The following is a 22492-nucleotide window of genomic DNA, read 5'->3' as shown; positions in this document are numbered from 1 at the left end:
TAACGCCGGTTCCCGACCGGTAGATCCGGAATTACCGCTGCGCGGTTTCCGGGGCGACGATGCTTGTAGGAGCGGGCTCGCCCGCGAAGCCCCTGCCCGCGCCGGAGTCCATCGCAAGCCGTTCGCCTGCAAGCAGGCTCCTACATGGCGCTGCACACCTCCGCAGTCAGGGCATTGGTTATCCCGGCAACTCCGCAGCGGAGAGCCGGGATCTCCCGCCCCAGGCCCGGCGCCGGGGCCACCCACGCAGACTGCCACGTCGGCTTTGCCTCCTCGCAGTGACGGCATCCAGGCGCGGCACCACGAGACGTGACGACGGTACTTGAGGGAACCCGCGCCGCCGTGTTCCAGTCTCCGGAGTACCCTCTTTCGGAATACAAGGACGCACAATGAGCGACAACCCGACCGCAGGCTTTCGCTTCAATCACACCATGCTGCGCGTGAAGGATCCGCAGAAGGCGCTGGACTTCTATCAGCGCGTCTTCGGCATGCAGCTGGTCAAGACGCTGGACTTCCCGGAGTTCGAATTCACGCTGTACTTCCTGGCGCGGCTCGGCGAGGACGAACCGCAGCCGCCGAAGGACGCCGGCGAGGCCACCCGCTGGATGTTCAGCCAGCGCGGCATCCTGGAGCTGACCTACAACTACGGCACCGAGAAGGACGCCGACTTCCACTACCACGATGGCAACGCCGAGCCGCAGGGCTTCGGCCACATCTGCTTCTCGGTCCCGGACCTGGACGCCGCGGTGCGCTGGTTCGACCAGAACAACGTGGAGTTCGTGAAGCGCCCCGACGAGGGCGGCCTGAAGGACATCGCCTTCGTGAAGGACCTCGACGGCTACTGGATCGAGATCCTCGAACCCGCCCGCCTGACCGGACTCGGGAGCTAACCCGGCTATCGCGGGCACCCGCACGCCCGCAATCGGCGGACACAAAAAAGGGGCCTTGCGGCCCCTTGCTCCCACCTGGGGAGAACGGCCCCGCCCGTAACCGGGCGAGGAGGCTGGTTGGTCCGGATCAGACCTTGGTGTAGCGCAGGTAGGAGCGGATCTCCTCGAAGCCCTGCGGGAACTTCTTCTGCGCATCTTCGTTGCTGACGGTCGGCGGGATGATCACCCGGGCACCCGGGGTCCAGTCGGCCGGGGTAGCGATGCCGTGCTTGTCACCGGTCTGCAGCGCATCGATCACGCGCAGGATCTCGTCGAAGTTGCGGCCCACCGACATCGGGTAGGTCATCATCAGACGGATCTTCTTGTTCGGGTCGATGATGTAGACCGAACGCACGGCGGCGGTCTCGCTCTCGCCCGGGTGGATCATCTCGTAGAGCTCCGAGATCTTCTTGTCGGCATCCGCGACGATCGGGAACTCCAGCGTGGTGTCCTGGGTGTCGTTGACGTCTTCAATCCACTTGTTGTGTTCCTCGACGGTATCCGTGGACAGACCCAGCGGCTTGGTGTTGCGGTCCGCGAACTGCTTGGCCAGTTGCGCGGTGCGGCCCATCTCGGTGGTGCACACCGGGGTGAAGTCGGCCGGGTGGCTGAAGAAGAAGCACCAGGAGTCGCCGATCCATTCGTGGAAATCGATCTTGCCCTTGGTGGTATCAATCTGGAAATTCGGTGCGGTATCGCCCAAACGCAGTGCCATGATGTAACTCCTTTCGGTTTAGATAGTGATTCGGAAGCTCATGGGGCCTTGCCTCCATGTACGTTCTACTTTATACGCCCTTCCGAATTTAGTGAATTACTAATTCGTTAACGGACCGATAGTTTAACCCTAACGATGAGCCGGGCAGAGTTTGCGCCCATCCGGCCCACCGCGCGCCGACTCACATACGGCGGAACAGCTCCACGAGGTCCTGGCGCATGTCCTGGCGACCCATCTCCTCGGTCGTGAAGCGCTCGCCGTCGAAGTTCACACCCAGCATCACCGCCTGACCCGCATCCAGGTCGGGCTGGAGCGCGACCATGTTGATCCCCTGAAGATAGTCGGCCACGGCCGTGTCTGCCTCCGCGACGGCCTGGACCTGCTTCTGCATCCACGAGGAGATATGCAGCACCAGCGTGCCGTCCCATTCGGAGGCCGCGAGTTCCTGCAGATAGGCGTGGGCCAGGGCAACGTTTTCGTCACGCGCGAGATTTCCCCCGAGTGCGAGATAGGCCACGTCCTTGTCCGCGGTCACGCGCACCGCGGCCGCGGCGTCGTCAGCGGAGCGCAGGGTGGCGATGCGGAAGCCGGCCTGCGGATCGGCCGACAGCATCGACGCACCCAGCCCACCGGCCAGGGCGCCGCAGACCGCGGACGGGTTGTTGATCACGGCCATCGAACCGGCCCCCATCTCGTTCACGATGGCCTGGCCGATGCCGGCACTGGCCATCGAGCGGATGGTCTGGTGCTCGCCGAACGACAGCGGCTCGGCCGAGGCCAGCATCGGACTGGCCAGCAGCGCGGCGGACAGGGAGAGGGTCATTGCGGTCTTTTTCATCTGAGACTCCAGTCTTTCGGGTGTATCGGTTTATCGCTATTTACTGATTCGTCTGGCGGTATGCATGCAGCCCCATCCTTGGTGACGGGCCCGTGCCGGGCGTCCGACCGCTGCGGCGGACGCCGCTTCAAGCCGGGCGGGGCGCGTTACCAGGCCCGCCCGGACGGGCGATTTCAGTCCCGCTCGTTGGCGTCGTCCTCGAGCTGGCTCAGGCGCCGGTACAAGCTGCGCTCGCTGATCCCCAGGGTCTTCGCCAGCGCCCGGCGGTCCCCGGGGTACACCGCAGCCGCGTGCCGCAGGTATTCGCGCTCGATCTCGTCCAGCGGGCGCAGTGACTGCGGATGCAGCAATCCGTCCAGTCCGCCGGTCTCCGCCCCGCTCGGGGACTGCCCTCCTTCCCGCACGCGATCCGGAAGATGTTCCGGCCGGATCGCCTCGCCGTCCGCCAGCAATGCCGCACGCTCGAGGATGTTGCGCAGCTCGCGCACGTTGCCGGGGAAGGAATACTGCTTGAGGATTTTCAGGGCCTCCTCTTCGAGGCGCGGCGGCACGGCCAGATCCAGGCGCTCGCCGAGCGCTTCTACCAGCAACGGGAGATCCTCGGCCCGCGCGCGCAGCGGGGGCACCTCGATCGGGAAGGTGTTGATGCGGTAGTAGAGGTCCTCGCGAAACTCGCCGGCCCGGACCATGGATTCGAGATCGCGGTGGGTCGCACAGACCAGGCGGAAATCCGCCCGCCGCGACTCGACACCCCCGACACGGCGATAGGCGTGGGTCTCCAGCAACCGCAGCAACTTGACCTGCTGGCTCAGCGGGATATCCCCCACCTCGTCGAGAAACAGGGTGCCGCCGGCCGCCGCCTCCACCAGCCCGGCCTTGGCCGAGGTCGCCCCGGTAAACGCCCCCCGTTCATGGCCGAACAGCTCGCTTTCGAACAGGGTTTCGGTGAGGCCGGAGCATTCCACGGGCACGAACGGCAACTTCTGCCGCGGGCTCGCTTCGTGAATGGCGCGTGCGATCAGTTCCTTGCCCGTGCCGGACTCGCCGAGCAGAAGGGCCGAGGCATTGCTCGGCGCCACCCGGCTGATCATCCCCAGCATGGCATTGAAGGCCTTCGAGCGACCGAACAGCCCGCCACTGCCCGCCTGCGGTGCCGATACCGGCAGGTGGTGCAGCCGTTCGATCAGGTAGCGGATCTCCCCGCCCTCGCCCCGGATCGGCAGCAACTCGACGTCCACGTGCTCGCGCCCGGCCTCGGTGTGATGCACGTGCAGCACGCGTTCGCGGTGGCCACTGCCCAGGGCGGCCCGCAGGGGGCAGGACTCCCCCGCCTCGTCGCAGGGGCGGCGGAACCCGTGCGAGGCCTCGAAGCAGGTGCGGCCGGAGCCATCGCGGTCGGTCCCGTAGATGCGCTGGTAGGCGCCATTGGCCGCCAGGATGCGATAGTCCGGGGACAGCAGGATGGCCGGTTCACGGAATACATCCAGCACCTGACGCAGGGTCCCGGCATCGGGATCCAGGGGTGCCGTTTCCTTCTTCGGGATGCTCGTCACGTCGCCTCGCACAAAGGGGTCCTGGAAGGCGTATCCGACACCGGAACCGACGCCATCACGCTGCCCGATAGACACGTTCAGACGAGCGATGTTCAACGGCATGCCATCACCCCCGTATGCAGCTCGTGAGAGGAAGGTCCGCCATCCGGGTCCTGCCACGGCGCCGACTTCCTGCAGACGCGTGGCTCGATGCCCTGAATGGCGGACTCGGACATTCCGGAAAGGCCCTGTGACAACCGATGGGCGATCCCGCCTAGTGATAGCCGGTCTCCGGGGTCACCTTCCCGCGGAAGACCCAGTAGGTCCACGCGGTGTAACCCAGGATGATCGGGATCACGAACAGCGCCCCCACCAGGATGAACAGCTGCGCATCCGGCGAGGAGGCCGCATCCCAGAAGGTGTAGTCCGGCGGCACCACGTACGGCCACTTGCTCACCAGCAATCCGAGATAGGTGGTGATGAACAGGGCAATCGTGGCGACAAACGGGATCCCCTCGTCACGGCGGCGCACCGCACGAATCAGCACCCAGGCGGAGAACAGCGCCAGCGCCGGGAGCACCCAGAGGTACTGCCAGGTCCCCATCCAGCGCTCCATGACCTTCGGATCGATAAACGGCGTGATGAAGCTCACCGCGCCGAACACCAGCAGCACGACCGCCAGCATCCACGGCGCCACCCGATAGGCAAAGGCCTGGGTATCACCCTCGGTCTTGACGATCAGCCAGGTAGCGCCCAGCAAGGCATAGCCCGCCAGCAGTCCGATCCCGGTGAGCACGGTGAACGGCGTCAGCCAGTCCAGCGGTCCGCCGGCGAAACTTAACCCATCCATCTCGAAGCCCTGGATGTAGGCACCCACGACCGCGCCCTGGGCGAAGGCCGCCACCGCCGAGCCGATCGCGAAGGCAGCATTCCACAGCCCCTTGGAGCGATGTGCCTTGAAGCGGAACTCGAAGGCCACGCCGCGGAAGATCAGCCCGGCCAGCATCAGGAATACCCCGATATAGAGCGCCGGCAGGAACACCGAGTAGACCAGCGGGAAGGCCGCCAGCAGCCCGGCCCCGCCGAGGATCAGCCAGGTCTCGTTGCCGTCCCAAACCGGGGCGACCGAGTTCATCATCACGTCGCGCGAGGTCTCCCCCGGCGCAAAGGGGAAGAGAATCCCCACCCCGAGGTCGAACCCGTCCATCAGCACGTAGGCGATCACGCCCACGGCAATGATGACGACCCAGATCAGCGTGATATCGATCGTGGTTTCCATCACTTAGCTCCTTGCACCGCTGACCGCGGCGTCATCGACGAAGGTGTCAGCGGCCGACAGCGGACGCTTGGCGTGCGCCGGCGCATGCACGGCATCGGCCGGTTCCGGGCCCTGACGCACGATGCGCACCAGGTAGTAGACGCCCCCGGTGAACACCGCCGCGTAGACCGCCACATAGCCGATCAGGGTGAACAGGGCCATGCCACCGGTCAGGGCCGGGGTAATGCCCTCGGCATGATTCATCACGCCGTAGACCAGCCAGGGCGCGCGCCCGGTCTCGGTCACGAACCAGCCCGCGACCACCGCCAGGAACGGCGCCGGGATCATCCAGGCCAGCCCCTTGAGGAACAGCGGCGAGGCATACATCCGGCGGCGGAAGCGCAGCCAGGCACCCGCCAGCGCGAACAGGATCATCACCATGCCAATCGCCACCATCACGCGGAACGACCAGAAGGTGATGCCCACCGGCGGACGTTCCTCGGCCGGAACCTCCAGCAGGCCAGGCACTTCCCCGTCCATCTCGTGGGTGAGGATGAAGCTCGCCATCTTCGGGATACCGATCTCGAAGTGATTGGTCTCGTTGGCCGAGTCCGGGATCGCGAACAAGAGCAGCGGCGCCCCGCGCTCGGTCTCCCACACGCCTTCCATCGCCGCCACCTTGGTCGGCTGATGCTCGAAGGTGTTGAGGCCGTGGATATCACCGACCACCAGCTGCGCCGGTGCCGCGAACAGCAGCACCCACATGGTGGTGCCCAGGGCCTTGCGATTCATCACCACATCGCGCTGACGCAGCAGGTACCAGGCCGAGACCCCGGCGACCACGAAGCCCGCCGTCAGCAGCGAGGCCAGGCCCATGTGGAAGAAGCGCGGCCAGAAGCTCGGGTTGAAGATCGCCGTGATCCAGGAGGTGACGTGGAACACACCGTCCTGCAGCTCGAAACCGACCGGTGTCTGCATCCAGCTGTTGGCCACCAGGATCCAGAACGACGAGATGAACGTGCCCAGCGCCACCATCAGCGCGGAGAACAGATGCACGCCCTGCGGGACCCGGTCACGCCCGAACAGCAGCACGCCGAGGAAGGCCGCCTCCAGGAAGAACGCGGTCAGCACCTCGTAGGACAACACGGGCCCGAGGAAATTGGCCGTGGCGTAGGAGAACGCACTCCAGTTGGTGCCGAACTGGAACGACATGACCAGCCCGGAGACCACGCCCATGCCGAACACCACCGCGAAGATCTTGATCCAGAACTTCGAGATCTGGGTATAGAGCGTGTCGCCGGTCTTCCAGGCGCGAAATTCCAGAAACGCGATAAACGAAGCCAGCCCGATCGTGAAGACCGGGAAGATCGCGTGAAACGAAACAACAAACGCGAACTGGATTCGCGATAGCAGTATGGGGTCGAGCTCCATGGCCTTTCCTCCGTCGTCAGGGGCACGCCGAAATGACGTATCGATGAATCCCTAACAAGTACCGTGCCAGACTGCCTGTCCGGACCATGGCGACGGGCTGTAAGCTGTAAACCAGTGTTTTCCCACCGGGCCGACGCCAGCCAACGCCGCCTCGGTTCTGCCATATTTGTCAGTCTTGTCGCGCATGACTGTCATAAATGGCAGCCTGATGGCGCCAATATCGGCACACAAGCCCCGGTGGCGCGGTCTGCCGGCGTTGGCATGCAACTTGTAAGCAATCCGTCACACGAAGCGCCCGCAAGACGGCGCGCCCCTCAGAACTGACCGCCCGGTCCCCGGCGCGGCAGACGGATACGCGGAGAGAGCCATGCATCATCCCGAAGACCCGAAGCATCCCGAGATTGAAAAGGCCCTGGCCCGTCAGGCGCAGGAGACGTTGCGGGGGATTTCCCGGCGCGATTTCCTGAAGATCGCCGGGGCCGCCGGCCTGGTGTCGGCGACCGGCGTACAGGCCGCCCCGGCCCGCGCAGCGGTCTCCAGCCAGGCCCGCATCGTGGTGCTCGGCGGGGGCGCCGCGGGGATGACCATGGCCGCCCGCCTGCGCGACCTGCTCGACGGGGCGCGCATCACGATTGTCGAACCGAGCGAGATCCATCATTACCAGCCCGGCTGGACGCTGGTAGCCGCGGGCGTCTATTCGGTGGGCGAGGTCCAGCGCCGCAACGAACGCTACATCCCGCGCGGGGTGGAATGGGTCCGCTCGGCGGTGGCGGCCATTGATCCCGAATCGCAGCGGGTCGAGACCACCGACGGCGACCGGCTCGACTACGACTTCCTGGTGGTCGCCACCGGTTTGCATCTGGACTACGAGGCGATCGAGGGGCTGCGCCGCGAGGATATTGGCCGCCCCGGCCTGACCAGCCTGTACGCCAGCGCCGAGGCCGCACGCGATGCCTACGAGCAGATCCATGCGTTCGGCGAGAACGGCGGGGTCGCGCGTTTCACCATCCCCAATACACCGATCAAGTGTGCCGGTGCGCCGATCAAGGCGACCTTCATCGCCGATGACCTGTTGCGCTCGGCCGGCCAGCGTAACGGGGCCGATTTCCACTATCACACGGGATCGGACACCCTGTTCAGCGTGCAGCGCTTCGACCACCTGGTGCGCGACCTGTATGCCGAACGCGGCGTGAGCGTGAACGACGGCGGCGCCCTGGTGGCGGTGGATGTCGCCGCCCGCCAGGCCCAGTTCGAGACCCGCGACGGCGGGCGCGAGACCGTTGACTACGACTATCTTCACGTGACCCCGCCGATGCGCGCGCACGACTTTGTTCGCGACGCCGGCCTGGCGGTGGATGACGGGCCCCTGGCGGCCGGTGGCTGGCTGGCGGTGGATGACCGCACGCTGCAGCACACGGACTACCCGAACATCTTCGGGGCCGGGGACGTGGTCGCGACCGCGATCGGCAAGACCGCATCCACCGTGCGTTCGCATGGCGCGGTGATGCCGGACAACCTGGTCGACGTGATCCAGGATCGGGAGCCCTCGCGGCAGTTCGACGGCTACACCTCCTGTCCGCTGATCACCGAGGTGGGCAAGGCCGCCCTGGTGGAGTTCGACTACAGCCTGCAGGAGGTGCCGACCTTCAGCTTCCTCGATCAGGGGGAACCCAGCTGGATGTGGTGGCGCCTGAAGGTCCACATGATCAAGCCGCTGTACTTCAACATGCTGCGCGGGCGCTATCTGCGCTAGTCGATGACGCAACCGGGTGGAACAGACGCACAGGCGACGGACGACCGTGCCTCGCCGGGGCAATGGCTGCGCGTGCGGCAACGGCCGCACCGCCGCTGGCTGGCGCTCAGCGCCGCGGGCACGCTGGTGGCCACGCTGGCCACCATTGCGCTGGCGGGGCTGGTGGCCTGGGCGGTGCACGGGACGCTGTTCGCCAATGATCCCCCGAACCTGCCGGGCATCCTGCTCGCGGGCCTCGTGTTGCTCGCCCTGCGCTATGCCGCCCAGACCCTGCGGGATCTGGCCGGTCACCGCCTCGCCTTCGCGGTGAAGCAGCAGCTGCGCGCCGATCTCCTGCAACAGGCCCGGGAGGCCGGACCTGCGCGGCTGGCCGGGCAGACCACCGCGGGTGCCTGGGCCGAGCAGTTCCAGACGCGGGTGGATGACCTGACCGGCTACTACGCGCGCTACCTGCCCGCGCGCCAGGCGGTCATCCTGACGCCACTGGCGATCCTGGTCGCGGCACTCTGGCTGGACTGGCTCGCCGCCCTGCTGTTGCTGCTCGCCGCTCCGCTGATCCCGGCGTTCATGGCGATCGTCGGCATGGGCGCGGAACAGATCCACCGGCGTCAGCAGGAGGAGGAGAACCGCCTGGCGGGGCACTTTCTCGACCGTATCCGTACCCTGGACTGGCTGCGCCGAGCCCGCGCCATCGCCGCGACCGAGACGGAGGTCGTCGAGCGCAGTCACCAGCAACGGCGGCTGACCATGCGCACCCTGCGGGTCGCGTTCCTGTCCTCGGCGATCATGGAATTCTTCAGCGCGGTTGCCATCGGCATGGTCGCCATCTACATCGGCTTCGCCCTGTTCGGCGCCATCGACTACGGCCCCGCCGGCGACATCACCCTGTTCACCGGGTTGTTCGTCCTGCTGCTGGCGCCGGAGTACTTCCTGCCCCTGCGCCAGTTCGCCCAGAGCTACCATGACCGCGCGAGCGCCCTGGCGGCGGCGCAGAGCCTTGCCCCCGCGCTTGCGGCACCCACCGACCCCGAGGGGCTGGCCGAGGCCACCGAATTCAATCGCGAGGACGTGACCGGCCCCTGGCTGCAGCTCGAAGGCGTCACGGTGCACTACCCGGGGCAGCGCACGCCCGTCCTGAAGTCTCTCGACCTCGAGATTCAAACCGGGGCGCATCTCGCGCTGACCGGGCCCAGTGGCAGTGGCAAGTCCACCCTGCTCGCGGTGTGCGCCGGCTTCCTGCCGCCCGCCGAAGGCCGCGTCCGGCGCCATCCCCTGGCCCGGCATTTCGCCTGGATCGACCAGGACGCCCATCTGTTCCACGGCAGCCTGCGCGAGAACCTGCAGCTCGCCCGCCATGCAACGATCGCCGATGCGGAGATGGCCACGGCGCTGGAGCAGGCCGGGCTGCCGCTCGATGCCCCGGAGCTCCCCGACGGCCTGGATACCGCTATCGGCGAGGCCCGGCACGGGCTTTCCGGCGGTCAGGCCCAGCGGGTCGCCGTGGCACGCGCCCTGCTCTCGGGGCACCGACTCTGGCTGCTCGACGAACCCACCAGTGCACTCGACCCGGACACCGAACAGGCCTTGCTCGACACGCTGTTTCAGCTGGCCGAGGCCCGGGGCCTGACGCTGGTGATCGCGAGTCATCATGCCGCCATCCACCAGCGCTGCCCGCAACGCCTGGAACTGACGCCGGCCACTCCGGAGACACACGATGCGTGACGGGACCCGTGCCAAACTGGCCTTTCTGCATCGCGTATTCCGCCAACGCCGGGCCTGGTACTGGGGTGCCTGGGGCCTTCTGGCATTGACCTGGATCGCCGGCATCGCGCTGCTGGCGCTGTCCGGCTGGTTCATCACCGCGACCGCCCTGGCCGGCGCCGGGCTTCTGGCCACCCTGGACCTCTACGTGCCGTCCGGTGGCATCCGCACCGCCGCGATCAGTCGCACCCTAGCGCGCTACTTCGAACGCCTGGTCAGTCACGAGGCGGTGCTGCGCAGCCTGGCCGACCTGCGCGGCCACAGCTTCCGCGGCCTCGCCGCGCTGCCCATGGAACGCATTCGCGCCTACCGCAGTGGCGACCTGCAGACGCGCCTGACCGGCGACATCGACACCCTCGATGCGATGCCCCTGCGGGTGGTTGGCCCCATGATCGCGGCGGCGATCAGCCTGGTGGTCACGCTGGTCATCGCCGTCTGGCTGGCACCCTGGCCCGCCGCGGTCGTACTCGCGGCCTCGGGCGTCGCGACGCTCGCGGTCTCCGGTCTGCTCGCCCTTGCCGGACAGCGGCGCAGCCACGCACTCGTGCAGGCCCGGGCCCGGGAACGCGTCGGGCTGTTCGACTACATCGGCGGCCTGGCCGAACTGCTGGCCTACGACCGCGCCCGCGAACACGAGGCCGTTTTGCGGCAGGACAACGACGCCTATGCCCGCCGGCAACGTGCCCAGGAGGCATTTGGCGTCGGGTCCGAGCAGCTCGTGCAGGCCGTGGTTGGCACAGCCGCCCTGCTGATGCTGGTGCTGGCACTGGGCTGGTATCGCGACGGAGCGCTGAGCGCCCCTGTCGCGGTGTTGCTCCCGCTGATGACGCTGGGCCTGGGCGAGGTCCTCGGCAGCCTGCCCGGCGCATGGTGGCGTGCCGGCGAGAGTCTCGAGGCCGCCGGCCGCGTGCAGCATCTGGAGACGACCGCCCAGAACCCCGCACCCGTCGAGCGCCCGGACCCGACCCCGGCCGATGAGGTCCCTGCGCTGCGCGCCCACCGCATGATCATCGGCTTTCGCCGCGAGCGCCCGTTACTCGGGCCACTGGACCTCGAACCCGTGCGCGGCCATCCCCTGGTAATCAGCGGGGCCAGCGGGCGCGGCAAGAGCACGCTGCTGGATACCCTCGCCGGCGAAATGCCACCGCTGGGCGGTACCGTATTGCTCGGCGACGACGATCTGCAACGGATCACGGTCGATAGCCGGTACCGCCACATCAGCTACCTGCCCCAGGGCCTGCAACTGCCGGACACGGCCCTCCGCAGCATACTGAGTCCGAATCACACGCCGTTGAGCGATGCCGCACTGTGGGAGGCCCTGGAACAGGTCGATCTCGCAGAGGCCGTGCGCAGTACCGACGAAGGTCTGGACTACCGCATCGGCGAGGGCGGCTCGTATCTTTCCGGCGGCCAGCGGCGCCGTCTGGCCCTGGCGGCGGTCGTCCTTCAGGACCGGCCTGTCGTCCTGCTCGACGAGCCCTTTTCCGGTCTGGATACCCCCACGCAACAACGAGTGGTGGAACGGCTGCTGCCCTGGCTGCAGGACCGTCAGTGCATCCTCGTCACCCATGCCCCGGAACAACTGCCGGCCAGCTGGCCGCGCCTCGAGATCGCGAAACCGCTCGGCCGGAGCTGAGGCCGGCCGCGGGCCCTCGCAGCGAAACGCGCCCGACACGCCGGCATCCGACTTTCGGTGGCCGCACAAACAGGTTCGGATCACGAAGCAATGGGGGACGGGCTGGGGGACGAACGCCGGAGCCAGACATGCGAAAGGGGCCACTCGGGCCCCTTTGCAGGATTTGGCGGAGAGTGAGGATTACGCCCGGCTGCGCCGGTCGCCCTTCGGGCCGCCTTCGCTACGCTGCGGCGTTCCGGTGTCGCTACGCGCCACCGGTCGAACCATCGCTTTTATATCTCGGGTTCGAATCCCGGAAATCTCGGGGGCCAGACGTGCGAAAGGGGCCACTCGGGCCCCTTTGCAGGATTTGGCGGAGAGTGAGGGATTCGAACCCTCGATGGGCTTTTGACCCATACTCCCTTAGCAGGGGAGCGCCTTCGACCACTCGGCCAACTCTCCGGAAACGCGGCACAGGATAAGGCCTCGGGCCTTCAAATGAAAGGCCCGAAAGGCGGATCGCCACCTCCGGGCCTTCCCACTTCCGTACGGGGACCTCAGTCGTCGCGTGCGCTTGCGGCGACGCCCCCAGCCCCGGTGCCACCGCCACTGGAGTTCTCCCCGCCGCCTTCACCGCCGGCGACGTTGGATTCGCGCTGGATGCGCTGGAAAATCTCCTCGCGATGGACCGCGACGTCCTGGGGCGCATTGATGCCGATGCGGACCTGATTGCCCTTGACCCCCAGGACGGTGACGGACACATCCTCGCCGATCATGAGGGTCTCGCCCACACGTCGAGTCAAAATGAGCATGCTCTTCTCCGCAGTGCCTGTGTCGGACGGAGTCGGTCGTCCGGTAACCGTTTTACGGTCTGTCATCCTTAACCGTCCTCCTGTTGACCGGCTGGGTCGTGTTCGAGTTCAAAGGCATCGTGCAATGCACGTACTGCAAGTTCGAGGTACTTCTCATCCACGACCACGGAGATCTTGATTTCCGAGGTGGAGATCATCCGGATGTTGATGGTTTCGCGGGACAGGGCCTGGAACATCTTGCTGGCAATCCCGGCGTGGGAACGCATGCCCACCCCGACCACCGAGATCTTCACGATGTGCGTGTCGCCCGCGACCTCGCGGGCACCCAGATCGCGGGCCGCCGCCTGCAGGATCTCCAGGGCCTTGTCGTAGTCGTTGCGATGAACCGTAAAGGTGAAGTCGGTGGTCTGATCCGCGCCCACGTTCTGCACGATCATGTCCACCTCGATGTTGGCCTCCGCGATCGGGCCGAGGATGCGATGCGCGACCCCCGGCTGATCGGGGACGCCCTGAACCGTCAGCTGGGCCTCGTTCTGATTGAACGCGATACCCGCAACCAGAGCCTGTTCCACCTGCGCATCCTCCTCCGTGGTAATCAGGGTCCCCGGTCCTTCCTCGAACGAGGACAGCACTCTGAGGGGGACGTTGTACTTGCCGGCAAATTCCACCGCCCGGATCTGCAGCACCTTGGAGCCCAAGCTTGCCATCTCCAGCATCTCCTCGAAGGTGATGCGGTGCAAACGCCGGGCATTCGGGACCAGGCGCGGATCGGTCGTGTAGACGCCGTCGACATCGGTGTAGATTCGGCACTCGTCGGCCTTCAGCGCCGCGGCCAGCGCCACGGCTGTGGTGTCCGATCCGCCACGCCCCAGGGTGGTGATCGCCCCTTCCTCGTCCACGCCCTGGAAACCGGCCACGACCACGACACGTCCCGCGTCCAGGTCGCCGCGCACGCGGGCATCGTCGATGCTGCGGATGCGCGCCTTGTTGTGCGCACTGTCGGTGCGGATGGTCACCTGCGCGCCGGTGTAGGAGCGTGCGTCACAGCCGCGCGCCTCCAGCGCCATCGCCAGCAGCGCGATGGTGACCTGCTCCCCGGTGGACAGCAGCACATCCAGTTCGCGACCGTCCGCGCGCGGGTTCAGCGCGTGCGCCAGCCCCAGCAGACGATCGGTCTCGCCGCTCATCGCGGAGACCACGATCACCAGCTGATGGCCTTCCTCGCGCAGCTTCAGGGCGCGTTCCGCCACCGCCTGGATGCGCTCGGGCGATCCCACCGAAGTGCCGCCAAATTTGAGTACCAGCAACGCCATTTGAAGATTCCGTTCCGTGCCCGGCCCTTGCGGCCGTCCGGACAGGGCGCGCCCCATCCATTAGCGTTTACTTAAAGAGTAAACATTAAACACTATTTGCATCGTCGTTGCGAGGCCCTGCCTCGCGGCCCAGCGGTGCCCGCCGAAGCGCTCATGCGCCGGGGCTCCCCAAGGAGGTCGCCACGTCGCTGCGCGCCTCGCGATGACGGGCTTCGCCGACTCGGGGCCGATCAGGCGCGTTCGCGCACCCACGCCTCGACCGAACCGAGGGCTGCATCCAGCTTGTCCGGGCTCTGGCCGCCGGCCATGGCCATATCCGGGCGACCGCCGCCCTTGCCGTCGACCTGCGCGGCGACATGGCCGACCAGATCCCCAGCCTTGAACTGGCCGGTCTCGGCCTTGGTCACGCCGGCCACCAGGCTGACCTTGCCCTCGCCCGTGGCGGTGCCCAGCACCACCACGGCCTTGCCCAGCTTCTGCTTGAGCTGGTCGACCATGTCGCGCAGGGCCTTGGGCTCGACGCCCTCGACCTTCGCGGCCAGCACCTGGATGCCGTCGACCTCCCTGGCCTGGGAGCCGAGGTCGTCGCCAGCCTGACTGGCCAGTTTGCCCTTCAGCTGCGTGACCTGCTTTTCCAGCTCGCGGGTGCGTTCCTGCAGCTGCGCGACCTTGTCGGCCGCCTCGCCACGTCCGGCCCGCAGGCGGTCGGCGATCGCGTCGAGATAGCCGATCTGTTCGTCCACCCAGCGCAGTGCAACCTCGCCCGCGACGGCCTCGATGCGCCGGATGCCGGCGGCCACGCCGCCCTCGGAGGTGATGCGGAACAACCCGATATCGCCGGTACGGTCCACATGCGTGCCGCCACACAACTCTACCGAGGTACCGATCTTCAGCACCCGCACCTGATCACCGTATTTCTCCCCGAACAGCGCGACCGCCCCGGACTCCATCGCCGACTCGATGTCCATCACGCGGGTATCGGTGGCCTCGTTGGCCAGGATCTCGGCGTTCACCTGGGCCTCGATGGAGCGCAGCTGTTCGTCGGTCAGCGGTTCCATGTGGGTAAAGTCGAAACGCAGCCGGTCCGGATCCACCAGCGAGCCCTTCTGCTGCACGTGATCGCCCAGCTGGTCACGCAGGGCCTTGTGCAGCAGGTGGGTCGCCGAGTGATGGCGGCGGATGTTCTCGCGGCGCGGTCCTTCCACCGCGGCCTGCAGGGTCTGGCCCACCTCCAGCGTACCGGCGCGGACCTGGCCGACGTGGATATGCGCGGCACCCTGCTTGCGCGTATCGGAGACCTGGAAGCGCACGCCGGAGCCGCTGAGCGTGCCGACATCGCCCACCTGACCGCCGGACTCGCCGTAGAACGGCGTGCGGTCCAGCACCACCAGGCCCTCGGCCCCGACCTCGAGGCGGTCGACTGGCTCGCCGCTCTGGTACAGCGCGACCACGCGGCCCTCGTCGTCGACGGTCTCGTAGCCGGAGAACGCGGTCTCGGCATCGACCTGCGGCAGGCCGCCATCCTCCATGGAGAAGTGGCTGGCCGCGCGGGCGCGGGCACGCTGGTCGGCCATGGCCGATTCGAAGCCCTCCATGTCCAGTTCCAGGCCGCGCTCGCGCGCGATGTCGCCGGTCAGGTCCACCGGGAAACCGTAGGTGTCGTAAAGCAGGAAGATGGTCTCGCCGGGGATGACCGTGCCCTTCAGGTCGCGCAGGTCGTCCTCGAGGATCTTCATGCCCTTGTCGAGGGTCTCGAGGAACTTGCGCTCTTCCTTCTCCAGCACCTTCTCGACCTGGGCCTGTGCCTCGGCCAGTTCCGGGAAGGCCTCGCCCATTGCATGCACCAGATCGCCGACCATCTGGTAGAGGAACGCATCCTGGGCCCCCACCTTGAAGCCGTGGCGCGCGGCGCGGCGAATGATACGGCGCAGCACGTAGCCGCGCCCCTCGTTCGACGGCAGCACGCCATCGGTAATCAGGAAGGCGATGGAACGGATGTGGTCCGCGATCACGCGCAGCGACGCGGAGTCCTTCTCGCGGGCACCGGTCACCCGCGCGGCACCGGCGATCAGGTCCTGGAACAGGTCGATCTCGTAGTTGGAATGCACGCCCTGCAGCACGGCCGCCAGGCGCTCCAGGCCCATGCCGGTATCCACCGACGGGCGCGGCAGCGGGTTCAGGGTGCCATCCGCGTCGCGGTCGTATTGCATGAACACGAGGTTCCAGATCTCGATGTAGCGATCGCCGTCCTCGTCCGGGGAGCCGGGCGGACCGCCCGCGACCTCCGGACCGTGGTCGTAGAAGACCTCGGTACACGGGCCGCAGGGGCCGGTGTCGCCCATCTGCCAGAAGTTGTCGGAACCGCCATCGGGGTCGTCGCCGATGCGGATGATGCGCTCGGCCGGGACCTTGATCTCGTTCGCCCAGACGCTGTAGGCGTCGTCGTCGGTCTCGTAGACCGTGACCCACAGCTTCTCCGGCGGCAGACCGATGGTCTCGGTCAGGAACTGCCAGGCGTAGTGGATCGCATCGCGCTTGAAGTAATCGCCGAAGCTGAAGTTGCCCAGCATCTCGAAGAAGGTGTGGTGGCGCGCGGTGTAGCCGACATTCTCGAGGTCGTTGTGCTTGCCGCCCGCGCGCACACAGCGCTGCGTGGACACCGCCCGCGTGTACGGGCGCTTCTCGCGGCCCAGGAACACGTCCTTGAACTGCACCATGCCCGCGTTGGTAAACAACAGCGTGGGGTCATTGCCCGGCACGAGCGGGCTGGACGGCACGATCGTGTGCCCGTGGCCTTCAAAGAATTCGAGGAAACTCCGGCGAATGTCGGCGCTTTTCATGCGGTTCCGGTGAGCGTTGGGGTCAAACCCGGAATGCTATCACGCGAGCGCCCCACCCGCGTATTGCCGGGCCCGCCTTCCGGCCATGATGCAGGAGGCCAGCCCTCTGGCCGATCGAGCCTGTCCAGCGCCCCATCGCGCAGAGGGCTGCGCTCCTACAGGGGGCCACGGCGTCCTACGGGGTCTCGTCCTTCCAGGCGGCGAGGGCCTGGTGGGCGACGCCGCCGGGGAAGCCGCGCCCCGCCAGGTGGCGGAGCATGCGGGCCTCGTCCTCGCGGGTCTCGGGGGGGTGGCGGAAGTGGCGTTCGAGCTGTCCGCGCGCCTGGTCGACCCAGTCGATCTCCAGGGCCTCGATTGCGGTGTTGACGGTATCGTTGCCGATACCGTTGTGAGCAAGTTCGGCGCGGATGCGCTGCTCGCCGTAGCCCTGTTCGGTGCGGTGGCGGGCCATGAAATCCGCGTAACGGGTGTCGCTCAGGTAGTCGAGTTCCCGCGCGCGTTCCAGCGCGGCGTCGACCGCATCCCGCTCGAAGCCGCGCTCGGCCAGCTTGCGAGAAAGCTCCAGCGCGGAGTGTTCACGCCGGACCAGCAACCGCAGACCCGCCTCCAGCGCGGCCTCCGGGTCGGCCGGATCAGCCTTGCTCCTCGACCGGGGCATCGACCGGTTCTTCCTCGTCCGAGGCCTTCTTGCGCTTGGGCAGCAGGCGTTCGCGCAGGGTCTTTTCGACTTCCTCGGCGATATGCGGATTGTCCTTCAGGTACTGGCGGGCGTTTTCCTTGCCCTGGCCGATGCGCTCGCCGTTATAGCTGTACCAGGCGCCCGCCTTGTCGATCAGGCCTTCCTTCACGCCCATCTCGATGATCTCGCCGACCCGCGAGATGCCTTCGCCGTAGAGGATCTCGAAATAGGCCTCGCGGAACGGGGGCGCCATCTTGTTCTTGACGACCTTCACGCGGGTCTCGTTACCGATCACCTCGTCGCCCTTCTTGATCGCGCCGATGCGCCGGATGTCCATGCGCACGGAGGAGTAGAACTTGAGCGCGTTGCCGCCGGTGGTGGTCTCGGGGCTGCCGAACATCACGCCGATCTTCATGCGGATCTGGTTGATGAAGATGACCAGGGTGTTGGAACGCTTGATGTTGGCGGTCAGCTTGCGCAGGGCCTGCGACATCAGGCGCGCCTGCAGGCCGACGTGGGAGTCGCCCATCTCGCCCTCGATCTCGGCCTTGGGCGTGAGCGCGGCCACCGAGTCGACGATCACCACGTCCACCGCACCGGAGCGCACCAGCATGTCGGCGATCTCCAGCGCCTGCTCGCCGGTATCCGGCTGCGAGACCAGCAGGTCGTCGACGTTCACGCCCAGCTTCTCGGCGTAGGTCGGGTCCAGCGCGTGCTCGGCATCGACGAAAGCGGCGGTACCACCCGCCTTCTGCGCCTCGGCCACCACCTGCAGGGTCAGGGTCGTCTTGCCCGAGGACTCCGGGCCGTAGATCTCGACGACGCGCCCGCGCGGGACACCGCCGATCCCGAGGGCGATGTCCAGCGCCAGGGAACCCGTGGAGATCGCGGGGACGTCGACCGCCTCCTGATCGCCCATGCGCATCACCGCGCCCTTGCCGAATTGGCGTTCGATCTGCCCGAGTGCGGCGGTCAGGGCCTTCTTGCGATTCTCGTCCACGGTTTGCCTCCCGATACTTGCAGCGATGGTTTCCGACCCGTTGCGGGCCGGATACGGGGCCGCAGTATCCCACAGGGCGGGGAACGACCCAACCCGGGATCCTGCGCGGATCAATGCCGCGCGCGAAACCCGCCCCGAGCGGCGTCAGGCCGCCTCGTGGGCGAGCAGATCGCTCAGGGCGTGGAGCATGGACTGCAGGCGAACCTCGTGGCGTTCACCATCGAAATGACAGGTCTGAACCCGGGCGGGACCGCCGCGCGTCTGCCAGCCAAAGCAGACGGTGCCCACCGGCTTTTCGGGCGTCCCGCCGCCCGGCCCGGCGATGCCGGTGACCGAAAGCGCGTGATCCGCGTCGCAGCGGGCCAGCCCGCCCTCGACCATCGCGCGGGCCACGGCCTCGCTGACCGCACCGTGTTCCTCGATCAGTTCGGCCGGGACGCCGACCATCGCGGTCTTGGCGGCATTGGAGTACGCCACCCAGCCGCATTCGAACCATTGCGAGCTGCCCGGGATGTCGGTCATCGCCTGGGCAATACCGCCACCGGTACAGGACTCTACGGTACACAGACGCTCGCCCTTCGCCATCAGGCGCTCGCCCAGGTCGTACACCAGGGCCGACAGGCTGGGGGCGTCGGCCTCGCGGAGGGTCAGGAGGGTCGTGCTCGATTCGGCAGTCATAGCGCGATCATCCCTCCGGATCAAAGGCGACCGCAACCCGCCAGCCACCGCCTTCGGCGGCATCGCAGCGCACCACGCGGCCGTGGCGCTCCAGGCCCGCCAGGCGGCCGTCCGGGCTGGGCACCACCACGCTGACGTCGACCCCGGGATCGGTCTCGCGCTGGACCACAAACGCGCAGCCCGTGGCCGAAAGATCTTCCAGCTGCACGGACACGGACTCGCCACTGGAGCGCCAGGTCATGCGCGCCTCGGCATTCACCTGCATCCGTCTGTGATCGCGCCGGTCTTCTTCCCCGATCATGCTCGCCCCTCCCTGACGTCGCCTCGATTGCGCTGCCCCGAGTGTGGCACAACTGCCGGTACAGCCCCACCTGCCATGTGGCGCCCGGCATCCGTATACTGCGCGTTTGCCCGGATCGAGCGCAGCCGAACCGATGAGCACCGCCGAACCCCTTTCCGCCCACACCCCGATGATGCAGCAGTACCTCGGTATCAAGGCCGAGTACCCGGACACGCTGCTGCTCTACCGCATGGGCGACTTCTACGAGCTGTTCTACGACGACGCCGAACGCGCCGCCGGCCTGCTCGACATCACCCTGACCCGGCGCGGCGAATCCGCCGGGCAGCCGATCCCCATGGCCGGCATCCCGGTGCACACCCTGGAGAGCTACCTCTCGCGCCTGTTGAAGCTGGGCGAGAGCGTCGCCATCTGCGAGCAGACCGGCGCGGTCGGCGAGCAGAAGGGCCCGGTCAAGCGCGAGGTCGTGCGCATCGTCACCCCCGGCACGGTCACCGAGGAGGCCCTGTTGGAGGCGCGCAGCATCAACCGGATGGTCGCCGTATGCCCCGCCGGCTCGGCCGCGATCAAGGGCCGCAAGGAGGGCTACGGGATTGCCAGCCTGGAATTCGCCTCCGGCCAGTTCCGCCTGCTGGAGGTGCGCGACGCGACCGAACTGGCCGCCGAGCTGGCACGGCTGGACCCGGTGGAATGCCTGATCCCGGACCAGGCCGCGCCCATCCCCGGGATCGAGAGCCTCGCCCCGCAGCGCCACGCGGACTGGCATTTCGACGGTGTCTCCGCCCGCCGGGTCCTGACCACCCACTTTGGCACCCGGGATCTCTCCGGCTTTGGCTGCGATGGCCTGGACCTCGGCATCGCCGCGGCCGGCGCCCTGCTCGCCTACGTGCAGAACCGCTATCGCGGCGATCTGGCGCACATCACCGGCCTGGCGCACGAGCTGCGCAGCCAGATGCTGGTGCTGGACCCGGCCACCCGCCGCAACCTCGAGCTGACCCGCACCCTGGGCGGCGAACGCCACGGATCGCTGCTCGCCTTGCTGGACACCACCCGCTCGGCGATGGGCTCGCGCCGGCTGCTGCAGTGGCTGCACCAGCCGCTGCGTGACCGCGCGATCATCCACGAGCGCCAGACCGCGATCACCGCCCTGCTGGAATCGGGTGCCACCACGCCCCTGCGCGAGGCCCTGGCTGGAAGCGCGGATGTCGAACGCATCCTGTCGCGCATCGTCCTCGGCAGCGCCCGGCCGCGCGACCTGACCGCCCTGCTCGCGAGCCTCGAGCGCCTGCCGCCCCTGCACCAGGCCCTGACCCCGCTGGCCGCCAGCGCGGCATCCCTGCAGGCGCTGCACGACGCCCTGGCCCCGGAAGACGAGCTGAGCGCCACCCTGGCCGCCGCCCTGGTCGAGGAGCCACCGCTGCGCGTCACCGACGGCGGCATGATCCGCACCGGCTTCGATGCCGAACTGGACCGCCTGCGCGCACTGGAGCACGACGCCGACTCGTTCCTGCGCGAGATCGAGGCGCGCGAGCGCGAGGCCACCGGCATCCCCACGCTCAAGGTCGCCTACAACCGCGTGCACGGGTACTACATCGAGGTCTCGCGCACGCGCTCGGCCGAGCTGCCCGGGCGCTTCATGCGTCGCCAGACGCTGAAGAACGCCGAGCGCTACACCACCGAGGAACTCAAGCGCTTCGAGGACGAGATCCTCTCCGCCCGCGAGCAGGCGATGGCCCGCGAGCGTGCGCTGTTCGACGGCCTGATCACCGAACTCCAGGGCCGCGCCCCGCGCCTGCGCGCGATCGCGGACGCGCTCGCCGAGCTGGATGCCCTCGCCTGCCTGGCCGAGCGGGCCCAGCGGCTGGACTGGCACTGCCCGGAACTGGTGGAGAACCCCGGCATCCGCATCGAACAGGGTCGCCACCCAGTGGTGGAGGCCGGCCTCGATGCGCCCTTCGTCGCCAACGACACCGACCTGGATCCCGAAGAACGCCGCCTGCTCGTGATCACCGGCCCCAACATGGGCGGCAAGTCCACCTACATGCGCCAGACCGCGCTGATCGTACTGCTGGCCTGCATGGGCAGCTTCGTCCCGGCGGCGCGCGCGCAGATCGGACCGGTGGACCGTATCTTCACCCGCATCGGGGCCTCCGACGACCTGACCTCCGGGCGCTCCACCTTCATGGTGGAGATGACCGAGGCCGCGAATATCCTGCACAACGCCGGTCCCGAAAGCCTGGTGCTGATGGACGAGATCGGGCGCGGCACCAGCACCTTCGACGGGCTGGCGCTCGCGCTGGCCTGCGCCGAACGCCTGGCGCGCCACAACCGCGCGCTGACCCTGTTCGCCACGCATTACTTCGAGCTGACCGCGCTGGCCGAACGCGAAGCGGCCGTGGCCAACGTGCACACCGACGCCATGGAGCACGAACACAGCATCGTGTTCCTGCACCAGGTCCGCGAGGGGCCGGCCAACCAGAGCTACGGCCTGCAGGTCGCCCAGCTCGCCGGTGTTCCAGCCGACGTGCTGAAGCTTGCGCGCACCCACCTGCGCGAGCTGGAGGATCGTGCGGCCGCCGCCGACTCGCCCCAGCTCGGCCTGTTCACCCCCGCGCCACCCGAGGTGACGAGCGACCCGGAACCGCAAACGGCTCCGGAAGAACGCGCCCTGAAGGCGCTGTTCGACACCCTGGACCCCGACGATATGTCCCCGCGCGAGGCCCTGGACGCGCTGTACCGGATGAAGGAGGCCCTGCGCAACCCGGATTGAGGCGCTCGTTGCGCGGTCCCGAAGGGGCCGTGGCCATCACGTTCGGAACCATCGGAATTCCCCGAGGGGCCCAGCGTCGGGGGTGCTCCGAGAGATCGCCACGTCGCTTCGCTCCTCGCGATGACGGTTAAGGGGATGGCCGCGCCTTGCGATGAGGGGTTGAGGGGTGGGCATGCCTCGCGCCCAGTCATTGCGAGGCCCCGCGGGGGCCGCGGCAATCGGCCCGCCGCTGGCGCGCCCGCCGAATGTGGCCAGGGTTCGCCCGGGATT

17 protein-coding genes and 1 tRNA gene are annotated in these 22492 nt (G+C 67.6%); 5 read left to right on the top strand and 13 right to left on the bottom strand.

Annotated elements, in window-relative coordinates; genetic code table 11:
- The first annotated feature begins 389 nt into the window (after positions 1-389).
- Complete coding sequence (gene gloA / locus F572_RS0105910; protein WP_017941736.1) at positions 390-890, top strand: lactoylglutathione lyase; 501 nt, start codon at positions 390-392, stop codon at positions 888-890.
- A 127-nt stretch (positions 891-1017) separates the two neighbouring features.
- Here the strand turns inward: gloA and F572_RS0105905 are convergent, their stop codons facing one another.
- The 5 genes from F572_RS0105905 to F572_RS0105885 form a co-directional block, all read right to left on the bottom strand.
- Positions 1018-1644, bottom strand: coding sequence for a peroxiredoxin (locus F572_RS0105905; protein ID WP_017941735.1), 627 nt, complete (start codon positions 1642-1644; stop codon positions 1018-1020).
- Between the two features lie 181 nt (positions 1645-1825).
- Positions 1826-2482 carry a hypothetical protein gene (locus F572_RS0105900; RefSeq protein WP_017941734.1) on the bottom strand — a complete coding sequence of 219 codons (657 nt, stop codon included), beginning with the start codon at positions 2480-2482 and terminating at the stop codon, positions 1826-1828.
- Between the two features lie 173 nt (positions 2483-2655).
- On the bottom strand, positions 2656-4137 hold the full coding sequence (locus F572_RS0105895) for a sigma-54-dependent Fis family transcriptional regulator (RefSeq protein ID WP_017941733.1): 1482 nt from the start codon (positions 4135-4137) through the stop codon (positions 2656-2658).
- Positions 4138-4288: 151 nt separating this feature from the next.
- Positions 4289-5293: a cytochrome d ubiquinol oxidase subunit II gene (cydB, locus tag F572_RS0105890; RefSeq protein ID WP_017941732.1), complete on the bottom strand. Its 1005-nt coding sequence runs from the start codon at positions 5291-5293 to the stop codon at positions 4289-4291.
- 3 nt (positions 5294-5296) lie between these two features.
- Positions 5297-6703: a cytochrome ubiquinol oxidase subunit I gene (locus F572_RS0105885; RefSeq protein ID WP_017941731.1), complete on the bottom strand. Its 1407-nt coding sequence runs from the start codon at positions 6701-6703 to the stop codon at positions 5297-5299.
- Between the two features lie 367 nt (positions 6704-7070).
- Between F572_RS0105885 and F572_RS0105880 the strand changes: the two genes are divergently transcribed.
- Genes F572_RS0105880 through cydC form a run of 3 tightly spaced genes read left to right on the top strand, consistent with a single transcriptional unit; the run spans position 7071 to position 11853 of the window.
- Positions 7071-8456 (top strand): NAD(P)/FAD-dependent oxidoreductase, encoded by a 1386-nt coding sequence (locus tag F572_RS0105880; protein ID WP_017941730.1) that lies wholly within the window; start codon positions 7071-7073, stop codon positions 8454-8456.
- 3 nt (positions 8457-8459) lie between these two features.
- On the top strand, positions 8460-10178 hold the full coding sequence (gene cydD, locus F572_RS0105875) for a thiol reductant ABC exporter subunit CydD (RefSeq protein ID WP_196794000.1): 1719 nt from the start codon (positions 8460-8462) through the stop codon (positions 10176-10178).
- Positions 10171-11853, top strand: coding sequence for a thiol reductant ABC exporter subunit CydC (cydC, locus tag F572_RS0105870; RefSeq protein ID WP_017941728.1), 1683 nt, complete (start codon positions 10171-10173; stop codon positions 11851-11853). The genes cydD and cydC overlap by 8 nt, the downstream gene beginning before the upstream one ends.
- Before the next feature lie 350 nt (positions 11854-12203).
- Here the strand turns inward: cydC and F572_RS0105865 are convergent.
- The 8 genes from F572_RS0105865 to F572_RS0105830 form a co-directional block, all read right to left on the bottom strand.
- Positions 12204-12294: transfer RNA gene (locus F572_RS0105865), tRNA-Ser, on the bottom strand.
- A gap of 95 nt (positions 12295-12389) precedes the next feature.
- Complete coding sequence (gene csrA, locus F572_RS0105860) at positions 12390-12644, bottom strand: carbon storage regulator CsrA (RefSeq protein WP_026142993.1); 255 nt, start codon at positions 12642-12644, stop codon at positions 12390-12392.
- Between the two features lie 68 nt (positions 12645-12712).
- Positions 12713-13957: an aspartate kinase gene (locus tag F572_RS0105855; RefSeq protein ID WP_017941726.1), complete on the bottom strand. Its 1245-nt coding sequence runs from the start codon at positions 13955-13957 to the stop codon at positions 12713-12715.
- A 230-nt stretch (positions 13958-14187) separates the two neighbouring features.
- Positions 14188-16797, bottom strand: a complete 2610-nt coding sequence (gene alaS / locus F572_RS0105850) for an alanine--tRNA ligase (protein ID WP_017941725.1) — start codon at positions 16795-16797, stop codon at positions 14188-14190.
- 175 nt (positions 16798-16972) lie between these two features.
- On the bottom strand, positions 16973-17455 hold the full coding sequence (locus F572_RS0105845) for a regulatory protein RecX (RefSeq protein ID WP_017941724.1): 483 nt from the start codon (positions 17453-17455) through the stop codon (positions 16973-16975).
- On the bottom strand, positions 17430-18476 hold the full coding sequence (gene recA, locus F572_RS0105840) for a recombinase RecA (protein ID WP_017941723.1): 1047 nt from the start codon (positions 18474-18476) through the stop codon (positions 17430-17432). The genes F572_RS0105845 and recA overlap by 26 nt, the downstream gene beginning before the upstream one ends.
- 144 nt (positions 18477-18620) lie before the next feature.
- Positions 18621-19154, bottom strand: coding sequence for a CinA family protein (locus tag F572_RS0105835; RefSeq protein ID WP_017941722.1), 534 nt, complete (start codon positions 19152-19154; stop codon positions 18621-18623).
- 7 nt (positions 19155-19161) lie between these two features.
- The gene (locus tag F572_RS0105830; RefSeq protein WP_017941721.1) at positions 19162-19455 is read right to left on the bottom strand and encodes a PilZ domain-containing protein; all 294 of its coding nucleotides are present in this window, start codon (positions 19453-19455) and stop codon (positions 19162-19164) included.
- 133 nt (positions 19456-19588) lie between these two features.
- Here F572_RS0105830 and mutS point away from each other — a divergent pair, with 133 nt between their 5' ends.
- Positions 19589-22222 carry a DNA mismatch repair protein MutS gene (mutS, locus tag F572_RS0105825; protein WP_018158416.1) on the top strand — a complete coding sequence of 878 codons (2634 nt, stop codon included), beginning with the start codon at positions 19589-19591 and terminating at the stop codon, positions 22220-22222.
- The last annotated feature ends 270 nt before the right edge of the window (positions 22223-22492 follow it).

The sequence above is a fragment of the Thioalkalivibrio sp. ALE14 genome (assembly GCF_000376845.1).
Taxonomy (GTDB): Bacteria; Pseudomonadota; Gammaproteobacteria; order Ectothiorhodospirales; family Ectothiorhodospiraceae; genus Thioalkalivibrio.
This window is presented reverse-complemented; position numbering and strand designations above follow the sequence as displayed.